This is a genomic window from Holdemania filiformis DSM 12042 (assembly GCF_000157995.1).
Taxonomy (GTDB): domain Bacteria; phylum Bacillota_I; class Bacilli_A; order Erysipelotrichales; family Erysipelotrichaceae; genus Holdemania; species Holdemania filiformis.
The window spans coordinates 541,921-557,405 of the sequence record NZ_GG657561.1 but is presented as its reverse complement, the minus strand read 5'-3'; the positions used below and the strand labels follow the sequence as shown (position 1 = coordinate 557,405).

Annotated in this window: 19 protein-coding genes; 12 read left to right on the top strand and 7 right to left on the bottom strand. The window is 48.0% G+C overall.

What is annotated here, in order from left to right; all coding sequences use genetic code 11:
- Both HOLDEFILI_RS15325 and HOLDEFILI_RS15320 read right to left on the bottom strand, forming a co-directional pair.
- A partial coding sequence (locus HOLDEFILI_RS15325) for a helix-turn-helix domain-containing protein (RefSeq protein ID WP_006060752.1) occupies positions 1 to 160 on the bottom strand: 160 nt, incomplete at its 3' end.
- Between the two features lie 82 nt (positions 161 to 242).
- On the bottom strand, positions 243 to 572 hold the full coding sequence (locus tag HOLDEFILI_RS15320) for a hypothetical protein (RefSeq protein WP_006060751.1): 330 nt from the start codon (positions 570 to 572) through the stop codon (positions 243 to 245).
- Between the two features lie 178 nt (positions 573 to 750).
- Here HOLDEFILI_RS15320 and HOLDEFILI_RS15315 point away from each other — a divergent pair, with 178 nt between their 5' ends.
- The 12 genes from HOLDEFILI_RS15315 (at position 751) to deoB (ending at position 11,744) form a co-directional block, all read left to right on the top strand.
- On the top strand, positions 751 to 1,329 hold the full coding sequence (locus HOLDEFILI_RS15315) for a cysteine-rich VLP domain-containing protein (RefSeq protein ID WP_006060750.1): 579 nt from the start codon (positions 751 to 753) through the stop codon (positions 1,327 to 1,329).
- Positions 1,330 to 1,440: 111 nt separating this feature from the next.
- A complete protein-coding gene (locus HOLDEFILI_RS15310) occupies positions 1,441 to 1,836 on the top strand; it encodes a replication initiator protein A (RefSeq protein WP_006060749.1) in 396 nt (131 codons plus the stop codon).
- Positions 1,837 to 2,019: 183 nt separating this feature from the next.
- Positions 2,020 to 2,961, top strand: coding sequence for a MobV family relaxase (gene mobV, locus HOLDEFILI_RS15305; RefSeq protein WP_006060748.1), 942 nt, complete (start codon positions 2,020 to 2,022; stop codon positions 2,959 to 2,961).
- 70 nt (positions 2,962 to 3,031) lie between these two features.
- Positions 3,032 to 3,223: a hypothetical protein gene (locus tag HOLDEFILI_RS15300; protein WP_006060747.1), complete on the top strand. Its 192-nt coding sequence runs from the start codon at positions 3,032 to 3,034 to the stop codon at positions 3,221 to 3,223.
- Between the two features lie 94 nt (positions 3,224 to 3,317).
- On the top strand, positions 3,318 to 4,829 hold the full coding sequence (locus HOLDEFILI_RS15295) for a recombinase family protein (RefSeq protein ID WP_006060746.1): 1,512 nt from the start codon (positions 3,318 to 3,320) through the stop codon (positions 4,827 to 4,829).
- A 204-nt stretch (positions 4,830 to 5,033) separates the two neighbouring features.
- The gene (locus HOLDEFILI_RS15290; protein WP_006060745.1) at positions 5,034 to 5,324 is read left to right on the top strand and encodes a hypothetical protein; all 291 of its coding nucleotides are present in this window, start codon (positions 5,034 to 5,036) and stop codon (positions 5,322 to 5,324) included.
- 211 nt (positions 5,325 to 5,535) lie between these two features.
- Positions 5,536 to 6,540: a SpoIVB peptidase gene (gene spoIVB / locus HOLDEFILI_RS15285; protein ID WP_006060744.1), complete on the top strand. Its 1,005-nt coding sequence runs from the start codon at positions 5,536 to 5,538 to the stop codon at positions 6,538 to 6,540.
- A 163-nt stretch (positions 6,541 to 6,703) separates the two neighbouring features.
- Positions 6,704 to 7,537, top strand: coding sequence for a sporulation transcription factor Spo0A (gene spo0A / locus HOLDEFILI_RS15280; RefSeq protein WP_039865139.1), 834 nt, complete (start codon positions 6,704 to 6,706; stop codon positions 7,535 to 7,537).
- A gap of 227 nt (positions 7,538 to 7,764) precedes the next feature.
- Positions 7,765 to 8,958 (top strand): DNA polymerase IV, encoded by a 1,194-nt coding sequence (gene dinB, locus HOLDEFILI_RS15275; RefSeq protein WP_039865138.1) that lies wholly within the window; start codon positions 7,765 to 7,767, stop codon positions 8,956 to 8,958.
- A gap of 45 nt (positions 8,959 to 9,003) precedes the next feature.
- Positions 9,004 to 9,624: a stage II sporulation protein M gene (locus HOLDEFILI_RS15270; protein WP_006060739.1), complete on the top strand. Its 621-nt coding sequence runs from the start codon at positions 9,004 to 9,006 to the stop codon at positions 9,622 to 9,624.
- 34 nt (positions 9,625 to 9,658) lie between these two features.
- Entirely contained in the window at positions 9,659 to 10,573 is a 915-nt protein-coding gene (locus HOLDEFILI_RS15265) for a tyrosine-type recombinase/integrase (protein ID WP_006060738.1), read from the top strand.
- The gene (gene deoB, locus HOLDEFILI_RS15260; RefSeq protein WP_039865137.1) at positions 10,563 to 11,744 is read left to right on the top strand and encodes a phosphopentomutase; all 1,182 of its coding nucleotides are present in this window, start codon (positions 10,563 to 10,565) and stop codon (positions 11,742 to 11,744) included. Before HOLDEFILI_RS15265 ends, deoB begins: the two co-directional genes overlap by 11 nt.
- 546 nt (positions 11,745 to 12,290) lie before the next feature.
- On the opposite strand, the gene HOLDEFILI_RS15255 is transcribed toward deoB, so the two are convergent.
- The 5 genes from HOLDEFILI_RS15255 to HOLDEFILI_RS15240 form a co-directional block, all read right to left on the bottom strand.
- Positions 12,291 to 12,539, bottom strand: a complete 249-nt coding sequence (locus tag HOLDEFILI_RS15255) for a hypothetical protein (protein ID WP_039865134.1) — start codon at positions 12,537 to 12,539, stop codon at positions 12,291 to 12,293.
- A 118-nt stretch (positions 12,540 to 12,657) separates the two neighbouring features.
- Positions 12,658 to 12,780, bottom strand: a complete 123-nt coding sequence (locus HOLDEFILI_RS20395; RefSeq protein ID WP_256173384.1) for a hypothetical protein — start codon at positions 12,778 to 12,780, stop codon at positions 12,658 to 12,660.
- Positions 12,781 to 12,899: 119 nt separating this feature from the next.
- On the bottom strand, positions 12,900 to 13,571 hold the full coding sequence (locus tag HOLDEFILI_RS15250) for a zinc metallopeptidase (RefSeq protein ID WP_244264338.1): 672 nt from the start codon (positions 13,569 to 13,571) through the stop codon (positions 12,900 to 12,902).
- Positions 13,572 to 13,828: 257 nt separating this feature from the next.
- Entirely contained in the window at positions 13,829 to 14,113 is a 285-nt protein-coding gene (locus HOLDEFILI_RS15245; RefSeq protein ID WP_006060734.1) for an HU family DNA-binding protein, read from the bottom strand.
- A gap of 95 nt (positions 14,114 to 14,208) precedes the next feature.
- The coding region (locus HOLDEFILI_RS15240; RefSeq protein WP_006060733.1) for a hypothetical protein at positions 14,209 to 15,485 on the bottom strand (1,277 nt) is incomplete at its 5' end.

Below are 15,485 nucleotides of genomic sequence, written 5' to 3'. Positions count from 1 at the left end.
CTAACTCAATAAGGGCATAATGGCTGATGTCCTTGAAATTATCCCCCTCATAACTGCCCAGCGCCGACTTGGAGAGATGTGTTTGCTCTGCAAGCTGTTCCAGCGTCAGCCCACGCTCCACACGCAGGTCTTTCAATCGTTCTTGTATGGATAGTTCCATGCTCCCCCTCCTTGTCTGCTTGATAGATGAAAAGTTATAGCTTTTGTGCTCTATTCAGATGCCAGATGAACTAAGCATCATATTATTTGTAGTAATAATACCAATTTCCGTTATATTCTTTATCACATTCTTCTTGTGAAGCAAACGTACAATCTTTAATTCCTTGAATTGGATAATTATGTTTTTTCAACTGTGCTCTGTGATATAAATTGATTTTTTCGGTTAGTCCGCTTTGCTGTGCCGCTTTTAATCGCGCATTTGTAGAAAAGATGTACGATACAAAATAGTTTGCTGGCTGAATATATGTTCCAAATTCAATACTCTGTTCTATATCCGCAAAGTAATTTTTAACATCTTCCATGCAAATTTCTATTATTCTTTGCCATTTAATCTCCTGTTCCCTATTTCTCATTTTTTACCTCTACAACTATGAATGGACACTTAATGTATTTTTATTTTACCACAATTCCGAGAGCGTGGAAATAGGCAGTTTTCCGGGCTGATTTCCGACCTTATGGATATACGGGGCGGGTGGTCTTTTAGGTGTAGACTTAAGGTAGTTCATCGATGAGCTGCACCTTGAAAAATGAATGACCGTCCGAAAAGGAATACCTAGGCAGGGGAAGCACTGCAACGAGCCACTTCGGGACAAAATGTCCCGAAGTCCGGGGAGCGTGCCAACGCTGGAACACGCCGCAGGAATGGGGCAGGAAGCCTTTTCGGGGAGAACGGCAAAGGAAAAATGGAGGGAACACATGAGAGAGAACCCATATAAACGACTGCCGCCCATAGAGCGCAGGCAGGACGGTTCCATTTACCACATGACACCGGCACAGAGGAAACAGGCAAACGCCCTGATCCGTCGGGAGTGCTGCTGTTATGAGGACGGGAACTGTATGCTCCTTGACGATGGGGACACCCACACTTGCCCCCAAACCATTTCTTTCTCGATCTGCTGTAAGTGGTTCCGCTGGTCGGTCTTGCCGCAAATCGGGACGCTGGAAGCGGAGATTTTCCGGGATAAGGAGCTAAAACGCTGTGCGGTCTGCGGCAGAGTGTTCGTCCCAAAGTCAAACCGGGCGAAATACTGTCTCGATTGTGCCGCCGTAGTTCACAGGCGGCAGAAAACAGAAAGTGAACGGAAAAGGAGGTCTTGTGTGGACAGTTAGGGGCTGAAAAGTCCTTGATTTACAAGGCTTTGCAAGCACAGAACAGGGGCAGGCAATAGAAAGTACTGTCTACCCCCGGAAACGGGCTTCTAACCGTCCACAAAACACGATATGACAAACACCATTTATATCCATCAGCCGGAAAAGGCGGTCAGCTTTACCCGGCTTCCCAATTTCCTTTTTGAAGCCCCCACATTCACGCCCCTGTCCAACGAAGCAAAGGTACTGTATGCCTTTATCCTGCGCCGGACAGACCTGTCCCGGAAAAACGGCTGGGCGGACGAATATGGGTGCATTTACCTCTACTATCCCATCAACGAGGTAGTGGAGCTGCTCCACTGCGGGCGGCAGAAAGCGGTCAACACCCTGCGGGAGCTGCAATATGCCGGACTGGTAGAAATCCAGAAGCAGGGCTGTGGAAAACCCAACCGCATTTACCCAAAATCCTATGAAGCGGTTCCAAACACCGACTTCAAGAAATCCGGTTATGGAACGCCGGAGGGCTGAAAAGCGTACCTGACAAGTACGAAAATCAATCCTCTTGAAGTACGAAAACCGGACGGTATATAGAAATACAGAGATTAAAATATTGATTTATATTCTATCCATTCCTATCCTATCCGAGATATTTTCTGCGGGATTTTCCTGTGGAAAAGTCCCGGAAAGGAACGGAATGGGGAAAGGAGTTTCATGGCACAACATGCAATTTTGCGATTTGAAAAACACAAGGGCAATCCGGCAAGACCACTGGAAGCCCATCACGAACGGCAAAAGGAACAGTACGCCAGCAATCCCGACATTGACACCAGCCGGAGCAAGTACAATTTCCACATCGTCAAGCCGGAGAGCCGCTATTACCATTTCATTCAGAGCCGCATTGAACAAGCCGGATGCCGTACCCGTAAGGACAGCACCCGGTTTGTGGATACGCTGATTACCGCCAGCCCGGAGTTTTTCAAGAAGAAGTCCCCAAAGGAGATACAGGAATTTTTCCAGAGGGCGGCAGACTTCCTCATCGGGCGGGTAGGCAGGGAAAATATCGTGTCGGCCGTGGTACACATGGACGAGAAAACACCCCACCTGCATTTGGTCTTTGTCCCTCTGACAGAGGACAACCGCTTGTGTGCAAAGGAGATTATCGGCAACCGGGCAAACCTGACAAAGTGGCAGGACGATTTTCACGCCTATATGGTGGAGAAATATCCCGACTTGGAGCGTGGGGAGAGCGCCAGCAAGACAGGCAGGAAGCATATCCCCACCCGTCTGTTCAAGCAGGCGGTCAATCTCTCCAAACAGGCAAGAGCCATTGAAGCCACGCTGGGCGATATTACCCCGTTCAACGCTGGAAAGAAAAAAGAGGAAGCCCTCTCCCTGCTGAAAAAGTGGTTTCCGCAGATGGAGAATTTCTCCGGTCAGCTCAAAAAATACAAGGTCACAATAAACGACCTTTTGGCAGAAAATGAACAGTTGGAAGCCAGAGCCAAAGCCAGCGAAAAAGGCAAGATGAAAGATACGATGGAACGGGCAAAGCTGAAAAGCGAACTGGACGATTTACAGCGGCTGGTTGACCGTATCCCGCCGGATATACTGGTGGAACTGAAACGGCAGCAGCGGCACACAAGGGAACGGTGATTGATGGCAGAAAACATTTCACGCCGCAGCATGGCGGCACTGCACTTTGAAAATTAAATACGGAGGTACTATGGAGCATATCAGATACAAGAAAGAAACCGAAGTCGTGACTTTTCAAGGAAAGGAAATCACGCTGGAAAATCTCTCCCCGGTGTTCACGCCGGAACAGGAAGCGGTCAAACGCCGGGAACTGGAGCAGCAGCTTTATGAGGTGTTCCGCAAATATGCCGATAAGCGGCAGAAAGAGGAAGCCGGGGCATAAGGTTTTCCAAAGCCATCGTTGATTTGCGGAGCTGCTGGCGGTATAATGAAACTGTCAGCAGCTCCGTTTCTTTTTTAAGAAAAGGAGCGACAATATGAACAATCGAATAGACGCAATCTATGCAAGACAATCGGTAGACAAAAAGGACAGCATTTCCATTGAAAGCCAGATTGAATTTTGCAAATACGAGTTGAAAGGCGGTAACTGCAAGGAATACACAGACAAGGGGTACAGCGGCAAGAACACAGACCGTCCGAAGTTTCAAGAACTGGTGCGGGACATCAAGCGGGGCTTGATTGCAAAGGTCGTGGTTTACAAGCTCGACCGTATCAGCCGTTCCATTCTGGACTTTGCCAACATGATGGAGCTGTTCCAGCAGTACAATGTGGAGTTTGTGTCCTCTACGGAAAAGTTTGATACCTCCACCCCGATGGGGCGGGCGATGTTAAATATCTGTATTGTGTTCGCCCAGCTTGAAAGGGAAACGATACAGAAGCGGGTAACGGATGCCTACTATTCCCGCAGCCAGCGAGGTTTCAAGATGGGCGGGAAAGCCCCTTACGGCTTCCATACAGAGCCGATCAAGATGGACGGTATCAACACAAAAAAGCTGGTGGTAAATCCAGACGAAGCGGCAAATATCCGGCTGATGTTTGAGATGTACGCCCAGCCCACTACCTCCTACGGGGACATTACCCGGTACTTTGCGGAACAGGAGATTTTGTTCCATGGCAAAGAGCTGATACGCCCCACGCTGGCGCAGATGTTACGCAATCCTGTCTATGTGCAGGCAGACCTTGATGTATACGAATTTTTCAAAAGTCAAGGGACAGTCATCGTCAATGATGCTGCCGATTTTACAGGCATGAACGGCTGCTATCTGTATCAAGGGCGGGATGTGAAGCCCAGCAAGAAGAACGACTTGAAAGACCAAATGCTGGTGCTGGCTCCCCATGAGGGCATTGTCCCCTCCGACATCTGGCTGACCTGCCGCAAGAAGCTGATGAACAACATGAAAATCCAGTCTGCCCGAAAAGCCACCCACACATGGCTGGCGGGAAAAATCAAGTGTGGAAACTGCGGGTATGCTCTTATGAGTATCTACAATCCCTCTGGCAAACAGTATCTCCGCTGCACAAAACGGCTGGATAACAAGAGCTGCTCCGGGTGCGGGAAAATCATCACTTCGGAACTGGAAACAGTTGTTTATCAGCAGATGGTAAAGAAACTGGCAAGCTACAAGACGCTGACAGGCAGAAAGAAAGCGGCAAAGGCAAACCCGAAAATCGCCGCCCTGCAAGTGGAACTTGCCCATGTGGACAGCGAGATTGAAAAGCTGGTGGACAGTCTGACGGGTGCAAACAATGTCCTGCTCTCCTATGTGAATGTGAAGATAGCGGAACTGGACGGACGCAAGCAGGAACTTCTGGCGAGGATAGCGGAGCTGACGGTGGAAGCCATTAGCCCGGAACAGGTCAGCCAGATTTCCGGCTACCTCGACACTTGGGAGAATGTATCCTTTGACGACAAGCGGCGGGTGGTGGATTTGATGATTACCACCATAGCCGCCACAAGCGACAGCTTGAATATCACATGGAAAATCTGACGGGCGGAACCCCTCCCGTCAGATACCTACCCTGTGTAGTCCCTTGTAAACTGTACTTTAATAAAGTATAAATGAACGAAAGCGTGAAGCTTTATTAGTAAGGTGCAAAAATGCGGAGTTCTTAGCGAAATTCAGAGATTATAATGGATCAAGCGGCCGCAGCATTATGAGTTAAAATGCAACAAAGAAGCGGAGGGATAAAAGATGAGATACGGTAATGATACTAATTTAGATGAGGAAAAAGCGGACGATTTTCTAAACAAGATGATCATCGCGGAAAAAGTTGCGAAAGGATCGATTATTTTAGGAGTCATTCTGACAGTTGTCAGTTTTTTGCTTTTCCAGCCGTTCTTGTTTCTCATTGCTTTGGCATTTGATATCGGAGGTATACCGTTTTATTTCATTTACAGGGGGATCCGTCGTCAATGGACAGCTCAGCTGGCGAAGGAGGAACGAAGGGCTGAGATCGAAGCTGAGCAACGCCGGGATTTATAGTCTTTGACGCTGAATCAGCGTTTTTCTTTTGATCGTTCTTTCGCTCGGCCTCTTGTCTGCACTCCTTAAGTGTGATTTGAGTTAAGTTAATCCGTGGTTTATTGGCGGCCAGGCTCGTTTGTTTTCCTGTTTTTTTAAAGTCTTGGTAAGATTTTCTGGATATAGTTGACCAGCGGAAGCGCCATACTATCAGTACTGCGGAGGTGAGGCCATGAGAAGATTTTTTAGTCTGACGGCCTTCCTATTGACGTTAACGCTTTTGCCTGTTCAAGCCCAGGAGAAAACCGTAATTCTGGGCGGCGATACGATTGCGATCACAGTCAATTACGAAGGCGTATATGTCAGCGGTATGTATGATTTTGAAGTTAAGGGGGAGACGTTGTCCGCAGCGAAGGAAGGAACGGTACAGGTAGGGGATCGGATTATCGAATCCAACGGACGAGCCGTGACTTCCCTGGAAGAGTTGTTTGCGAATCTGAAGACGCTGCAGAAGGAACGAAACCAGGTTCCCGTCACCGTCATCCGCAATGGACAGCGGGAAGCTGCTTCGCTGTTTGTCTGTTATCTGGAATCCGAGAAAGTGTTTAAAACAGGGTTGTATGTCAAAGATAAGATCAAGGGTGTCGGTACGATGACATTCTATGATCCTTCGACAAAGACGTTTGCGGCTTTGGGACATGAAATCGCAGAAGAAGGTCAAAGTCATCCTGCGGATGTGACGATGGGGCAGATTTTTGAAGCCACCGTCGTTTCAGTCCGACGTTCAACCTCTGGCAACCCCGGTGAGAAGATCTGTCAATCGGAGAGCTTGGTTCCCATTGGAACCGTCAGTAAAAACACGATTTACGGATTGTATGGAAAAGTTCAGACATTACCTTCTGCCGCGCAGAGCATCCCTGTTGCCTCGCGTGAAGAAGTTACGGTAGGCCCGGCGGAAATTTATACCGTCATCCAGGGAACAACACCAAAGCGTTACACAATCCAGATTACCGAGGTAAGAAAGCAAAATGGACAAGCCGTGAAAGGGATTCAATTTCAGGTTACCGATCCTGCACTGCTTAACCAAACCGGCGGTATTATCCAGGGAATGAGCGGATCACCGATTCTGCAGAATGGCAAGCTTATCGGTGCAGTAACACACATGGTCACCAGTCAGCCCGACAACGGTTACGGGATTTACATCGACTGGATGCTGGAGGAAGCGCAGAGCGAATAACAGACACAAACTAAGGAAATGCCTGAATTTCAGGCATTTCTTTTGACTTGAACTCAAAAACAGGCAAAATAGCAGAAACTTTTCCGTGGACTTCGACCTGTTTCGACTTCTTTTTCATGCAAAATTCCATAAAATGGAAACATCGAACAGAGGAGTGAACAAGATGAAACAGATCAGAATCCTGTTGTGTGAATCCAACAGTGAGATCAGAGAACAAATGGAACAGGAACTGCGGAAGAAAAACGATTGGCTGCTTTTGCCCAGCTGCAAAGATGGCCAGGAATGTCTTGAACGAATACGGGTGAGCCATCCTGACGTTCTGGTTCTTGACTGCATTATGCCTAAACTCGACGGGATGGAAGTCCTCAGCACATTGAGCCGGGAGGGGATCCGGATTGGGAAAATTCTATGTACATCCAGTTTTATCAACGACTTCATGGTGACGGAAATGCAGAAATACCAAGTTGATTATTTTCTGATGAAACCGGTGGATCCCAAGACGGTCAGCGAGAAAATCGCTCAGGTCTGCAGCTATCAGAAAGTCACTGCTCCAACACCGTCCGCAATGCCAGCCAACGCCAACGAAAATCAGGATGATGAACGGATGATGCGCCTTCAGCTGGAACGGGAAATCACGGAGATCTTACACGAAATCGGTATTCCTGCGCATATCAAAGGGTATATGTACCTGCGCACCGCGATTTTGGAAACTTACTTAAACGTTGATTATCTCGGTCAGATCACCAAGGTACTCTATCCGGAAATTGCCCGCCGCTATATGACGACCAGCTCCCGCGTAGAAAGGGCGATCCGGCATGCGATCGAAGTCGCCTGGAACCGCGGCAACATCGATGCGATTGACGAAATCTTTGCCTATACAATCAGCGCGTCCAAAGCCAAACCAACCAATTCAGAATTTATCGCCATGATCGCCGACAAGCTGCGGTTGGAACACCGGATTAAAAACAATACCGGCAGCTACGCTAAAATCGGATAACATCATTACCTGTAAACGGAGGAGAAATCTTCCGTTTTTTCTAATCTGAAAGATGAAAGATCTTCAAGTCCGTGTTATAATAAACCACGATGGATTCACAGAAATAAGATCTGAGCGATTTGCGTAAACTTTGCGCTGAGCCGGAATATTCGACATAAATCATCCGGTTTCTGAAGAAGCAGTCGATAAAATTGTTCTATATAAAAGAAAGAAAGGGGGAGCGCCGCGTGGGCCGGGTTATTTATCATATTGATTTAAATGCTTTTTTTGCCAGCGCAGAAATTCTGCTTGACCCCTCGCTGGAAGGAAAACCGGTCGTCGTCAGCGGTCTGACCAAGCGCAGCGTCGTGTCCACCGCCTCCTATGAAGCCCGGCAGTTCGGCGTTCACTCAGCAATGCCGATTAACGAAGCCTTGAAATTATGCCCGCAATTAGTCGTCGTCAAAGGACATCACGGCTATTATGAGCAGCTTTCCGAACAGTTCATTTCGTATGTAAAGAAGTACACTGACCGTGTTGAACAAGCCAGCATTGACGAATGCTATGCCGATATGAGTCAGGCAATTCATCGTTTCCCGCGGCCATTGGATTTAGCATGGCAGCTGCAGCAGGAATTGCTGACCGATCTGCATTTAAAATGCTCGATCGGCGTCGCCCCGAATAAATTTCTGGCCAAGATGGCCAGCGACATGAAAAAACCGATGGGTATCACTGTCCTGCGGAAACAGGAGGTTCCGGTAAAGCTGTGGCCGCTGCCGATTGAAGACATGCGCGGAATCGGCAAGAAAACCGCCCCGCAGATGAAAGCGTTAGGGATTAAGACGATCGGCGATCTGGCTGCGGCCGATCCAGAACAGCTGCGGCCGTTGCTGGGAAAAAATACGATGACCTATATTCAGCGGGCAAACGGCGAGGATGACCGCGAAATTATCAGCGACGCCGAAATTAAGTCGATGAGTCAGTCAACAACGCTGAATTATGATTTCTCTACCGAAGAAGAAGTACGGACGCTGTTTCGCAAGCTGGCGAATAAGCTCAGCGAACGCATGATCGAAGAAGATAAAATGGGGACGATCGTTTCTATTTCCATCCGCTATTTCGACTTTAACACCAACGTCCGTTCACGGAAGCTGGATCATCCGGTGTACCGCAGCGAAGACTTGTTCGAGCTGGCGATGGAGCTGTTCGATGAAAACTATGAAGATCAGCCAATGCGTCATTTAGGCATCGGCGTCGGTTCGCTCAGCAGCATTCATGATCAAAAAATCCAGATGAATCTGTTTGAAGCGCCGCCCGTCGATCCGGCCTGCGCAACGCTTGATCTCATCAGTCAGCTGAATCAACAACTTACTTTGGGTGGCAAGCTGACAACCGCTGCCGCGCTGATCAAAAAAACAGCGGCTGACAAGCATAAGAAATAAGTCTAATCTTTCCTGGCTGTCATACATTGATACCAGGAGGGAATCATGAAAACAATACAACCCCAGTTGAAGAATTTTTCCAATAAGCATAAAAACTCCATCAACTTCTTATTAATTCTGTTAATTTTCGGCATGATTACCGGTGTCCTGCTTTCCCGCTGGATCAGCAGCGCCGACGTTGAGCGTTTGTCCTCTTACTTGTTGACGACGGTGATCACCAGCGTAGAACCGCAGTCGTTTTTTACAAGTCAGTTTGTCACCAACATTTTATTCATGCTGGCGATCTTTTTCCTCGGCTTCTCCTTGGCCGGAATTCCGCTGATCGGGTTTATCGTCTTCACCAAGGGCGTCCAGATCGGATTTTCCTGCGTTTTATACGTTCTGACCTATCAGCTGAAAGGGGTCTTAGGGATTCTGCTAACGCTGATTCCGCAGATTCTGTTCGATCTGATCGCGCTGTTTCTGGTCTCGGTGATCAGCACAGAAATCTCCTATGCCTTGATTCAGCGTTGTCTGGGCTACAGCCGCAGTGATTTTTCATTGATCCAGCTGATCAACAGCCGCTTAAACGTTTTAATCGTTTCCTTGCTGCTGATCTTCTTTTCCGCCTGGATTAAATCGACGCTGGTCATCCGCTTGATGGAAATTTTCGCCATGATGGAATAACTCTGGTATAATAAAGCTGGAAAGCAGGGAGAATATGACGCTAGAGGAAGCCTTCCGGCAATATCTGATTTACATCTCAATTCAGTTCCCAAAATCAGAAAAAACGATTGCCGGCTATCGCAATGATCTCAGCCGGTATTTTCAGTTTCTAGCACAGAAAGAAATCGATCGGATCGATCAGATTGATTCGGCGATGCTGGAGGAATATGTGCGGGTTCTGGCGCGCGACCACGCCGCCGCTTCTGTTAATCACGCGATCACCGCGATCCGCGGATTCCATCAGTTTTTAGCCTTTCGTTTTGACGAACTGGATCCGGCGGAATATCTGGAGCAGCTGCAGCGGACGCAGTCCTTGCCGGTCTACTGCACGCGGGATGAAATTGAGAAGATCATGGCACAGTTCGGACATAGCCCGAAGGATATCCGCTGGCACGCGATTGCCGAGCTTCTCTATGGATGCGGGCTGCGCGTCAGCGAATGCGCGGCGCTGACAATGAATCAGGTGGATCTGGAATTGGGGATGCTGCGGATCTGGGGCAAAGGGAATAAGGAGCGGTTAGTGCCGATGCCAAAGCAGACGATAAAAATTGTACGCGAATATGTCGATACCGTCCGTCCGTTATATCAGAAAAAACCGACGTCCTGGCTGTTTATTACACGACTGGGCAAGAAAACGACTACTGCTTCCATCGAAAGTATGATAAAATCAGTGTGTATCCAGGCCGGAATTCAGAAGCCGATCACGCCGCATAAGCTGCGCCACACCTATGCTACGCACATGCTGGAAGGGGGCGCGGATCTGCGCAGCGTTCAGGAATTGTTAGGTCATTCCGATATCACAACGACGCAGATCTACACGCACATCGACCGCAGCCGGCTGCGGACGGCTTATGATGAAGGGCTCGGAAAATTGATGGATCAAGAAGGAGAAAATGACGATGAAATATAAACGGATATTTACAATTGTAATGGATTCTGTCGGCTGCGGTGAAATGCCGGATGCCGAACATTATGGGGACCGCGGGGCAGATACGATCGGTCATATAGCAAAAACGGTCGGCGGCTTGACGATGCCGGCAATGGAAAAGCTGGGCTATGGCAACCTGCATTCGATCCTGGGCGTAGAACCGCAGCGTGATCCGCAGGGGTATTACACAAAAATGTTGGAAGCTTCGGTCGGCAAGGACACTATGACCGGTCATTGGGAAATGATGGGCTTGTACATCGATAAACCATTCCAGACGTTCACGGACACCGGATTTCCTCAGGAATTGATCGACGAACTGGAAAAACGTACAGGCTATAAGATTGTCGGCAACAAATCAGCCAGCGGGACGGAGATCCTGGATGAACTGGGTGAGCATCACATGAAGACCAAGGATATGATCGTCTATACATCGGCGGATTCCGTGCTGCAAATCGCTGCCCATGAAGAAGTCTTCGGCTTAGAGGAGCTGTATCGCTGCTGCGAGATTGCCCGCGAGCTGACGATGAAGGATGAATGGAAGGTGGGACGCGTCATCGCCCGGCCGTTTATCGGCGAAGGCAAAGGCCATTTCACCCGCACCAGCAATCGTCATGACCTGGCATTGAAGCCGTTTGGCCGCACCGTGTTGAACGAACTGAAGGATAAGGGCTTTGATGTGATCAGTGTTGGCAAGATTAAAGATATCTTTGACGGTGAAGGGATTACGGAAGCGTATAAGTCGACAAGCAGTCATCACGGTATGGAACAGACGATTGAACTGACGCAGAAGGATTTCACCGGCCTGTGCTTTGTGAATCTGGTTGATTTTGACGCGAAATGGGGGCATCGCCGCAATCCGCAGGGCTATGCGCAGGAATTAGAGGATTATGATCAGCTGTTAACAACGTTCCTGGGACAACTGCGGGAAGAAGATCTGGTGATCATTACTGCCGATCACGGTAACGATCCTTGTCATACTGGAACAGATCATACGCGTGAGATGGTGCCTTTGATCCTGTATTCGCCGTCGCATCAAGGTTCCGGTTTATTGCCGCTGGCGAATACGTTTGCCAATCTGGGCGCGACGGTAGCCGAAAATTTCGAAGTTTCTATGCCGGAATATGGCGAATCGTATTTATCATATTTGAAATAAAACCAGTGACGCCGCAGACGGGAGTGTTCTCTCTGCGGCGTTTATTTTCTATATTACAGCGATCGAATCGTTTATTCCGAATATAAAAATTGGATAACACACATTATGCGAAGTTATTAAGGAAAATTTAGATTCTTAGATTTAATCATGCAATTCTGCTTCCAACGAATAAATGAACAACAGATGAACCCGTTTCCGAGTAAGTACAAGATGGCGATCATCCATTCAGGGATAGAAAAATAGTAAACGAAAAGAATTTGAAACGCTCTTGCATCCTCGATTAAGCAGCGGACTCGCTGATTTTTATCTAAATCATTTATCTGTGGTTTAAGGATTAACAAAAGACAGACGAGGACGTCGGTTAATCCATAAACAGCAGAAAATAATAAGATTATAAAAATGTCCTATTGATAGATCCAATTTAAATGATTGATCAGTAAGTTGCTTATTCCCGGCACAATCAAAACAAGTATCAATCCAACTTAACTGTAATCTAAAAAGTCCGGAAAATCGGACTTTTTCTTATATTGCTTAATGGGTTTAATTTCAAGCCGTTAAAACATGCAAACAGGCGACCAGTTTCTGCCACAGCCCTGCCCTCTTGGATACTTCCACAACAACTGTATCCGGATTGGACCGTCTTTCCTTTACCGCTTCCTGCAGCTTATGCAGCGGTAGTTTTTCCATCCGTTCTTCCATCTTCTTGAACTTCCGGTACTGCTTGTAATAATTACAGGCGTAGAGCCCGGCTCCCGCCACAGCGACAACGCCAACAACTTTCAATGCTTTCTTCATGATCTTTCCTTTCCGGACGATGGTCCTGATCTGTTTTCTGATTCTATTATACCCTTGTCCCGCCGATCCGACAATCGTCGTTTTTTGGTCAGATTCAAAAATCTGTCGTAAATCGAACTTACAGATTGCGCATGCGGTAGAAATATTTGTCGATAATGGTGAAGTTATGTTCGCCCAGCGCCGGATTGTTAATACGTAAGGAGCCGTTATAATAAACATCCGGGATAAAGCCTTCCTTCACGCACAAATCCACCGCTTCCGCCAGAATGGCGTTGATCAGGAAGAGAAATGGAGATGCACTTTCCTAATAGAAAAAAACTCACAGCTAATAAAGCTGTGAGCGAAGTTTCTATAAATGGATTAATCCCGGTTCCGGTTGAAGATCAGAAGCAGCCGCAGGATCTGCAGCACTGAGGAAATTAACGATGCGATATAAGTAAACGCGGCCGCGCTCAGCATTGCTTTGACATCTTTCCGCTCTTCCTGAACGACAAAGTCTTCCTCATAGACTAACGCCATGGCACGTTTGGAAGCATCAAGTTCTACCGGCAGCGTCACTAACTGAAAGACGGCAACACAGCTCAGCATCAGAATGCCGGTGTAAAACAAGCCGGTGGAACTGAATAACAGCCCTAAGATTAAGACCAGCCAGGAAAGCTGACTGGACACCATCGCAAAAGGAAGAATGGAGTTGCGCAAAGCGATGAATCCGTAATTTTCTGCATGCTGGATCGCATGGCCGCATTCATGCGCCGACACCGCCACAGAAGCGATACTGGAATTGGCGTAGATGTCTTCGGACAGCCGGACGACATTCGCTTTGGGATCGTAATGATCAGACAGTGCGCCGCCCGGAGAAGGTTCAACGTGAACATGCTGCAAACCGTGATCGTCAAGAATCCGCCGGGCCACCTGAGCCCCAGTATAACCGCGCAGCGTCATCACCTGCCGGTAACGCGCATAAGCACCCTGCACTTTAATTTGAGAGAACATCACCAGGAATAAAGCCGCTAAGTAAAGTATCCAATCCATCTTCATCACTCCTTCTATTCTCTAGTATAACCCAAGCTGGCAGGAACATGTGAATCTGCCGCTACTCGGATCTTGAGTTTTTGTTATTCTACCATAGAATCTTCAAACTGGCGAGTGCATTGCTTCACTCAGAATTCCTGTTAACCGATTGATTTTATTGAATTTTCAGCCCCCTCGTTTCGTCCTTGTTTCAGCCTTTGGGAGAGTCTCGGCACGGATTCTCCCCTTTTTCACAAAAAAAAGAAGCGCGAGGCTTCTTATTTTACAGCGTCTTTTAAGGCTTTAGCAGCTTTGAATCCTGGAACCTTTGTCGCAGGCACGGTGATCTTTTCCTTTGTTGCAGGATTGATGCCTGTTCTTTCAGCTCTTGTCTTCACTTCGAATTTGCCGAAGCCGCTGATATCGACTTTGCCGCCGTCTTTCAACGTTGAAGTAATTTCATCAAAGATCAGATCGACAGTTTCGCCTGCCGCTTTCTTTGTCATTCCCATCTGATTCGCTACAATATCTACTAATGCTTTCTTGTTTAACAATTCACTCATACTATTACCTCCGGTACTTGTATATGATACCATCTTTCGTTTCAGAGTTCAACAGAAACTAATCTTAAATTTCGCTTTATTTCAGGCGTTTTTTCTTATTCGTAATCCATTTCTAAATTGTCAAAACCGCTTCCGGCGACCGTATTGCCAACGGTGTCCAGATACTCAATCTTGACGTTTTGACCAGGCTGGGTCAGCGTCAGCTCCGCGCTTACGTCCAGGGAGAGCACATACAGATGCGCATCATTTTCTAACGTGAGATAATAATGCGTCGTGCCTTCCTGCACGGCAGAAGCGATCGCCGCCACGGTTCCCGTGACCGTTCTCATTTCCGCCACTTCACCGCTGATCTGTTTGTTCGCAGTCTTCAGCTTCCGCAGATAATCGTCATGTGCCGTCTGCATGGTTTCGCCGATGCCGACGATAGAGTAATCCGTAACGTCGACGAAGGAATACATTTTAACCAGGCCTTCGGAATCTTTTAAAGAAATGAAGTACGTCGGCTCATCCGCAATGTTCAACAAAATTGGGAAGGTTGCGCGGTAGTTAAGATGCTGGACCTGCCCTTCCGCAGAAGCCATTGCCGAAACCTCGTCAGCGCCGCCGACTTTGATATAGCTGGCTTCCTTGGTGCGCAGATTGATTAAGGCAAAGCCGTTGATCGAATGATCCGCCGCGACGGAAGTCAGGCCGGAAAAGACGTAGGTCTGACCGTCGATATTGACGAAATTGTAGCCGTCGGTCGTCTGAATCATATCCTTCTGACCAAACAGCGTATTGAAGAAACCATGGACATAGTAGCCCCAGTTGTCAATCTGTTTCCAAGCCAGCTCCGCCGGCTGGACACGATCCACCCAGGCTGGAATTTCATCCATCGTATATTTATTCATCTCACCGGTGATCGGATCGACGATGATCACGCCCTTAGCGCTTAATCCGCCGTAGTAACCGATTTCCGGTGCGACGACGGAAACAACCCAATACGGATGACCTTCGTCATCCAGCTCAAATGAATAATCAGAAAGCAGCTCTGTGCGGTAACGGAAGCGGATATGCCGGAACAGATTTTGATTGAACCAGGCCGACGGGGAATATTTAATCCCTTCCTGAAGCATGACCATATCGACGTCGTTGGGATCGTTAACGTTAACCTGGATAAAGCCGGGGATTCCCGTGCCGTTGTTCTGGAACCATTTAATGAAATCCCGGTACTCCAGCGGCGACACACGGTACAGATGTTGATCGGAACTGATCAGCGTGTAGGTAGGATCGATCTGATACTGTGAACCCAAGCCGGCCTGCTTGCCGATCTGCTTATCGCCTAACAGCGATGCGGTCTGCTGATCGACGACCGGAATCCGATCGGTTGAAA

Coding starts and splice junctions, on each gene's coding strand:
- HOLDEFILI_RS15320 (WP_006060751.1), bottom strand. CDS start 572: ATGAGAAATAGGGAACAGGAGATTAAATGGCAAAGAATAATAGAAATT.
- HOLDEFILI_RS15315 (WP_006060750.1), top strand. CDS start 751: ATGACCGTCCGAAAAGGAATACCTAGGCAGGGGAAGCACTGCAACGAG.
- HOLDEFILI_RS15310 (WP_006060749.1), top strand. CDS start 1,441: ATGACAAACACCATTTATATCCATCAGCCGGAAAAGGCGGTCAGCTTT.
- mobV (WP_006060748.1), top strand. CDS start 2,020: ATGGCACAACATGCAATTTTGCGATTTGAAAAACACAAGGGCAATCCG.
- HOLDEFILI_RS15300 (WP_006060747.1), top strand. CDS start 3,032: ATGGAGCATATCAGATACAAGAAAGAAACCGAAGTCGTGACTTTTCAA.
- HOLDEFILI_RS15295 (WP_006060746.1), top strand. CDS start 3,318: ATGAACAATCGAATAGACGCAATCTATGCAAGACAATCGGTAGACAAA.
- HOLDEFILI_RS15290 (WP_006060745.1), top strand. CDS start 5,034: ATGAGATACGGTAATGATACTAATTTAGATGAGGAAAAAGCGGACGAT.
- spoIVB (WP_006060744.1), top strand. CDS start 5,536: ATGAGAAGATTTTTTAGTCTGACGGCCTTCCTATTGACGTTAACGCTT.
- spo0A (WP_039865139.1), top strand. CDS start 6,704: ATGAAACAGATCAGAATCCTGTTGTGTGAATCCAACAGTGAGATCAGA.
- HOLDEFILI_RS15270 (WP_006060739.1), top strand. CDS start 9,004: ATGAAAACAATACAACCCCAGTTGAAGAATTTTTCCAATAAGCATAAA.
- HOLDEFILI_RS15265 (WP_006060738.1), top strand. CDS start 9,659: ATGACGCTAGAGGAAGCCTTCCGGCAATATCTGATTTACATCTCAATT.
- deoB (WP_039865137.1), top strand. CDS start 10,563: ATGAAATATAAACGGATATTTACAATTGTAATGGATTCTGTCGGCTGC.
- HOLDEFILI_RS15255 (WP_039865134.1), bottom strand. CDS start 12,539: ATGAAGAAAGCATTGAAAGTTGTTGGCGTTGTCGCTGTGGCGGGAGCC.
- HOLDEFILI_RS15250 (WP_244264338.1), bottom strand. CDS start 13,571: ATGGATTGGATACTTTACTTAGCGGCTTTATTCCTGGTGATGTTCTCT.
- HOLDEFILI_RS15245 (WP_006060734.1), bottom strand. CDS start 14,113: ATGAGTGAATTGTTAAACAAGAAAGCATTAGTAGATATTGTAGCGAAT.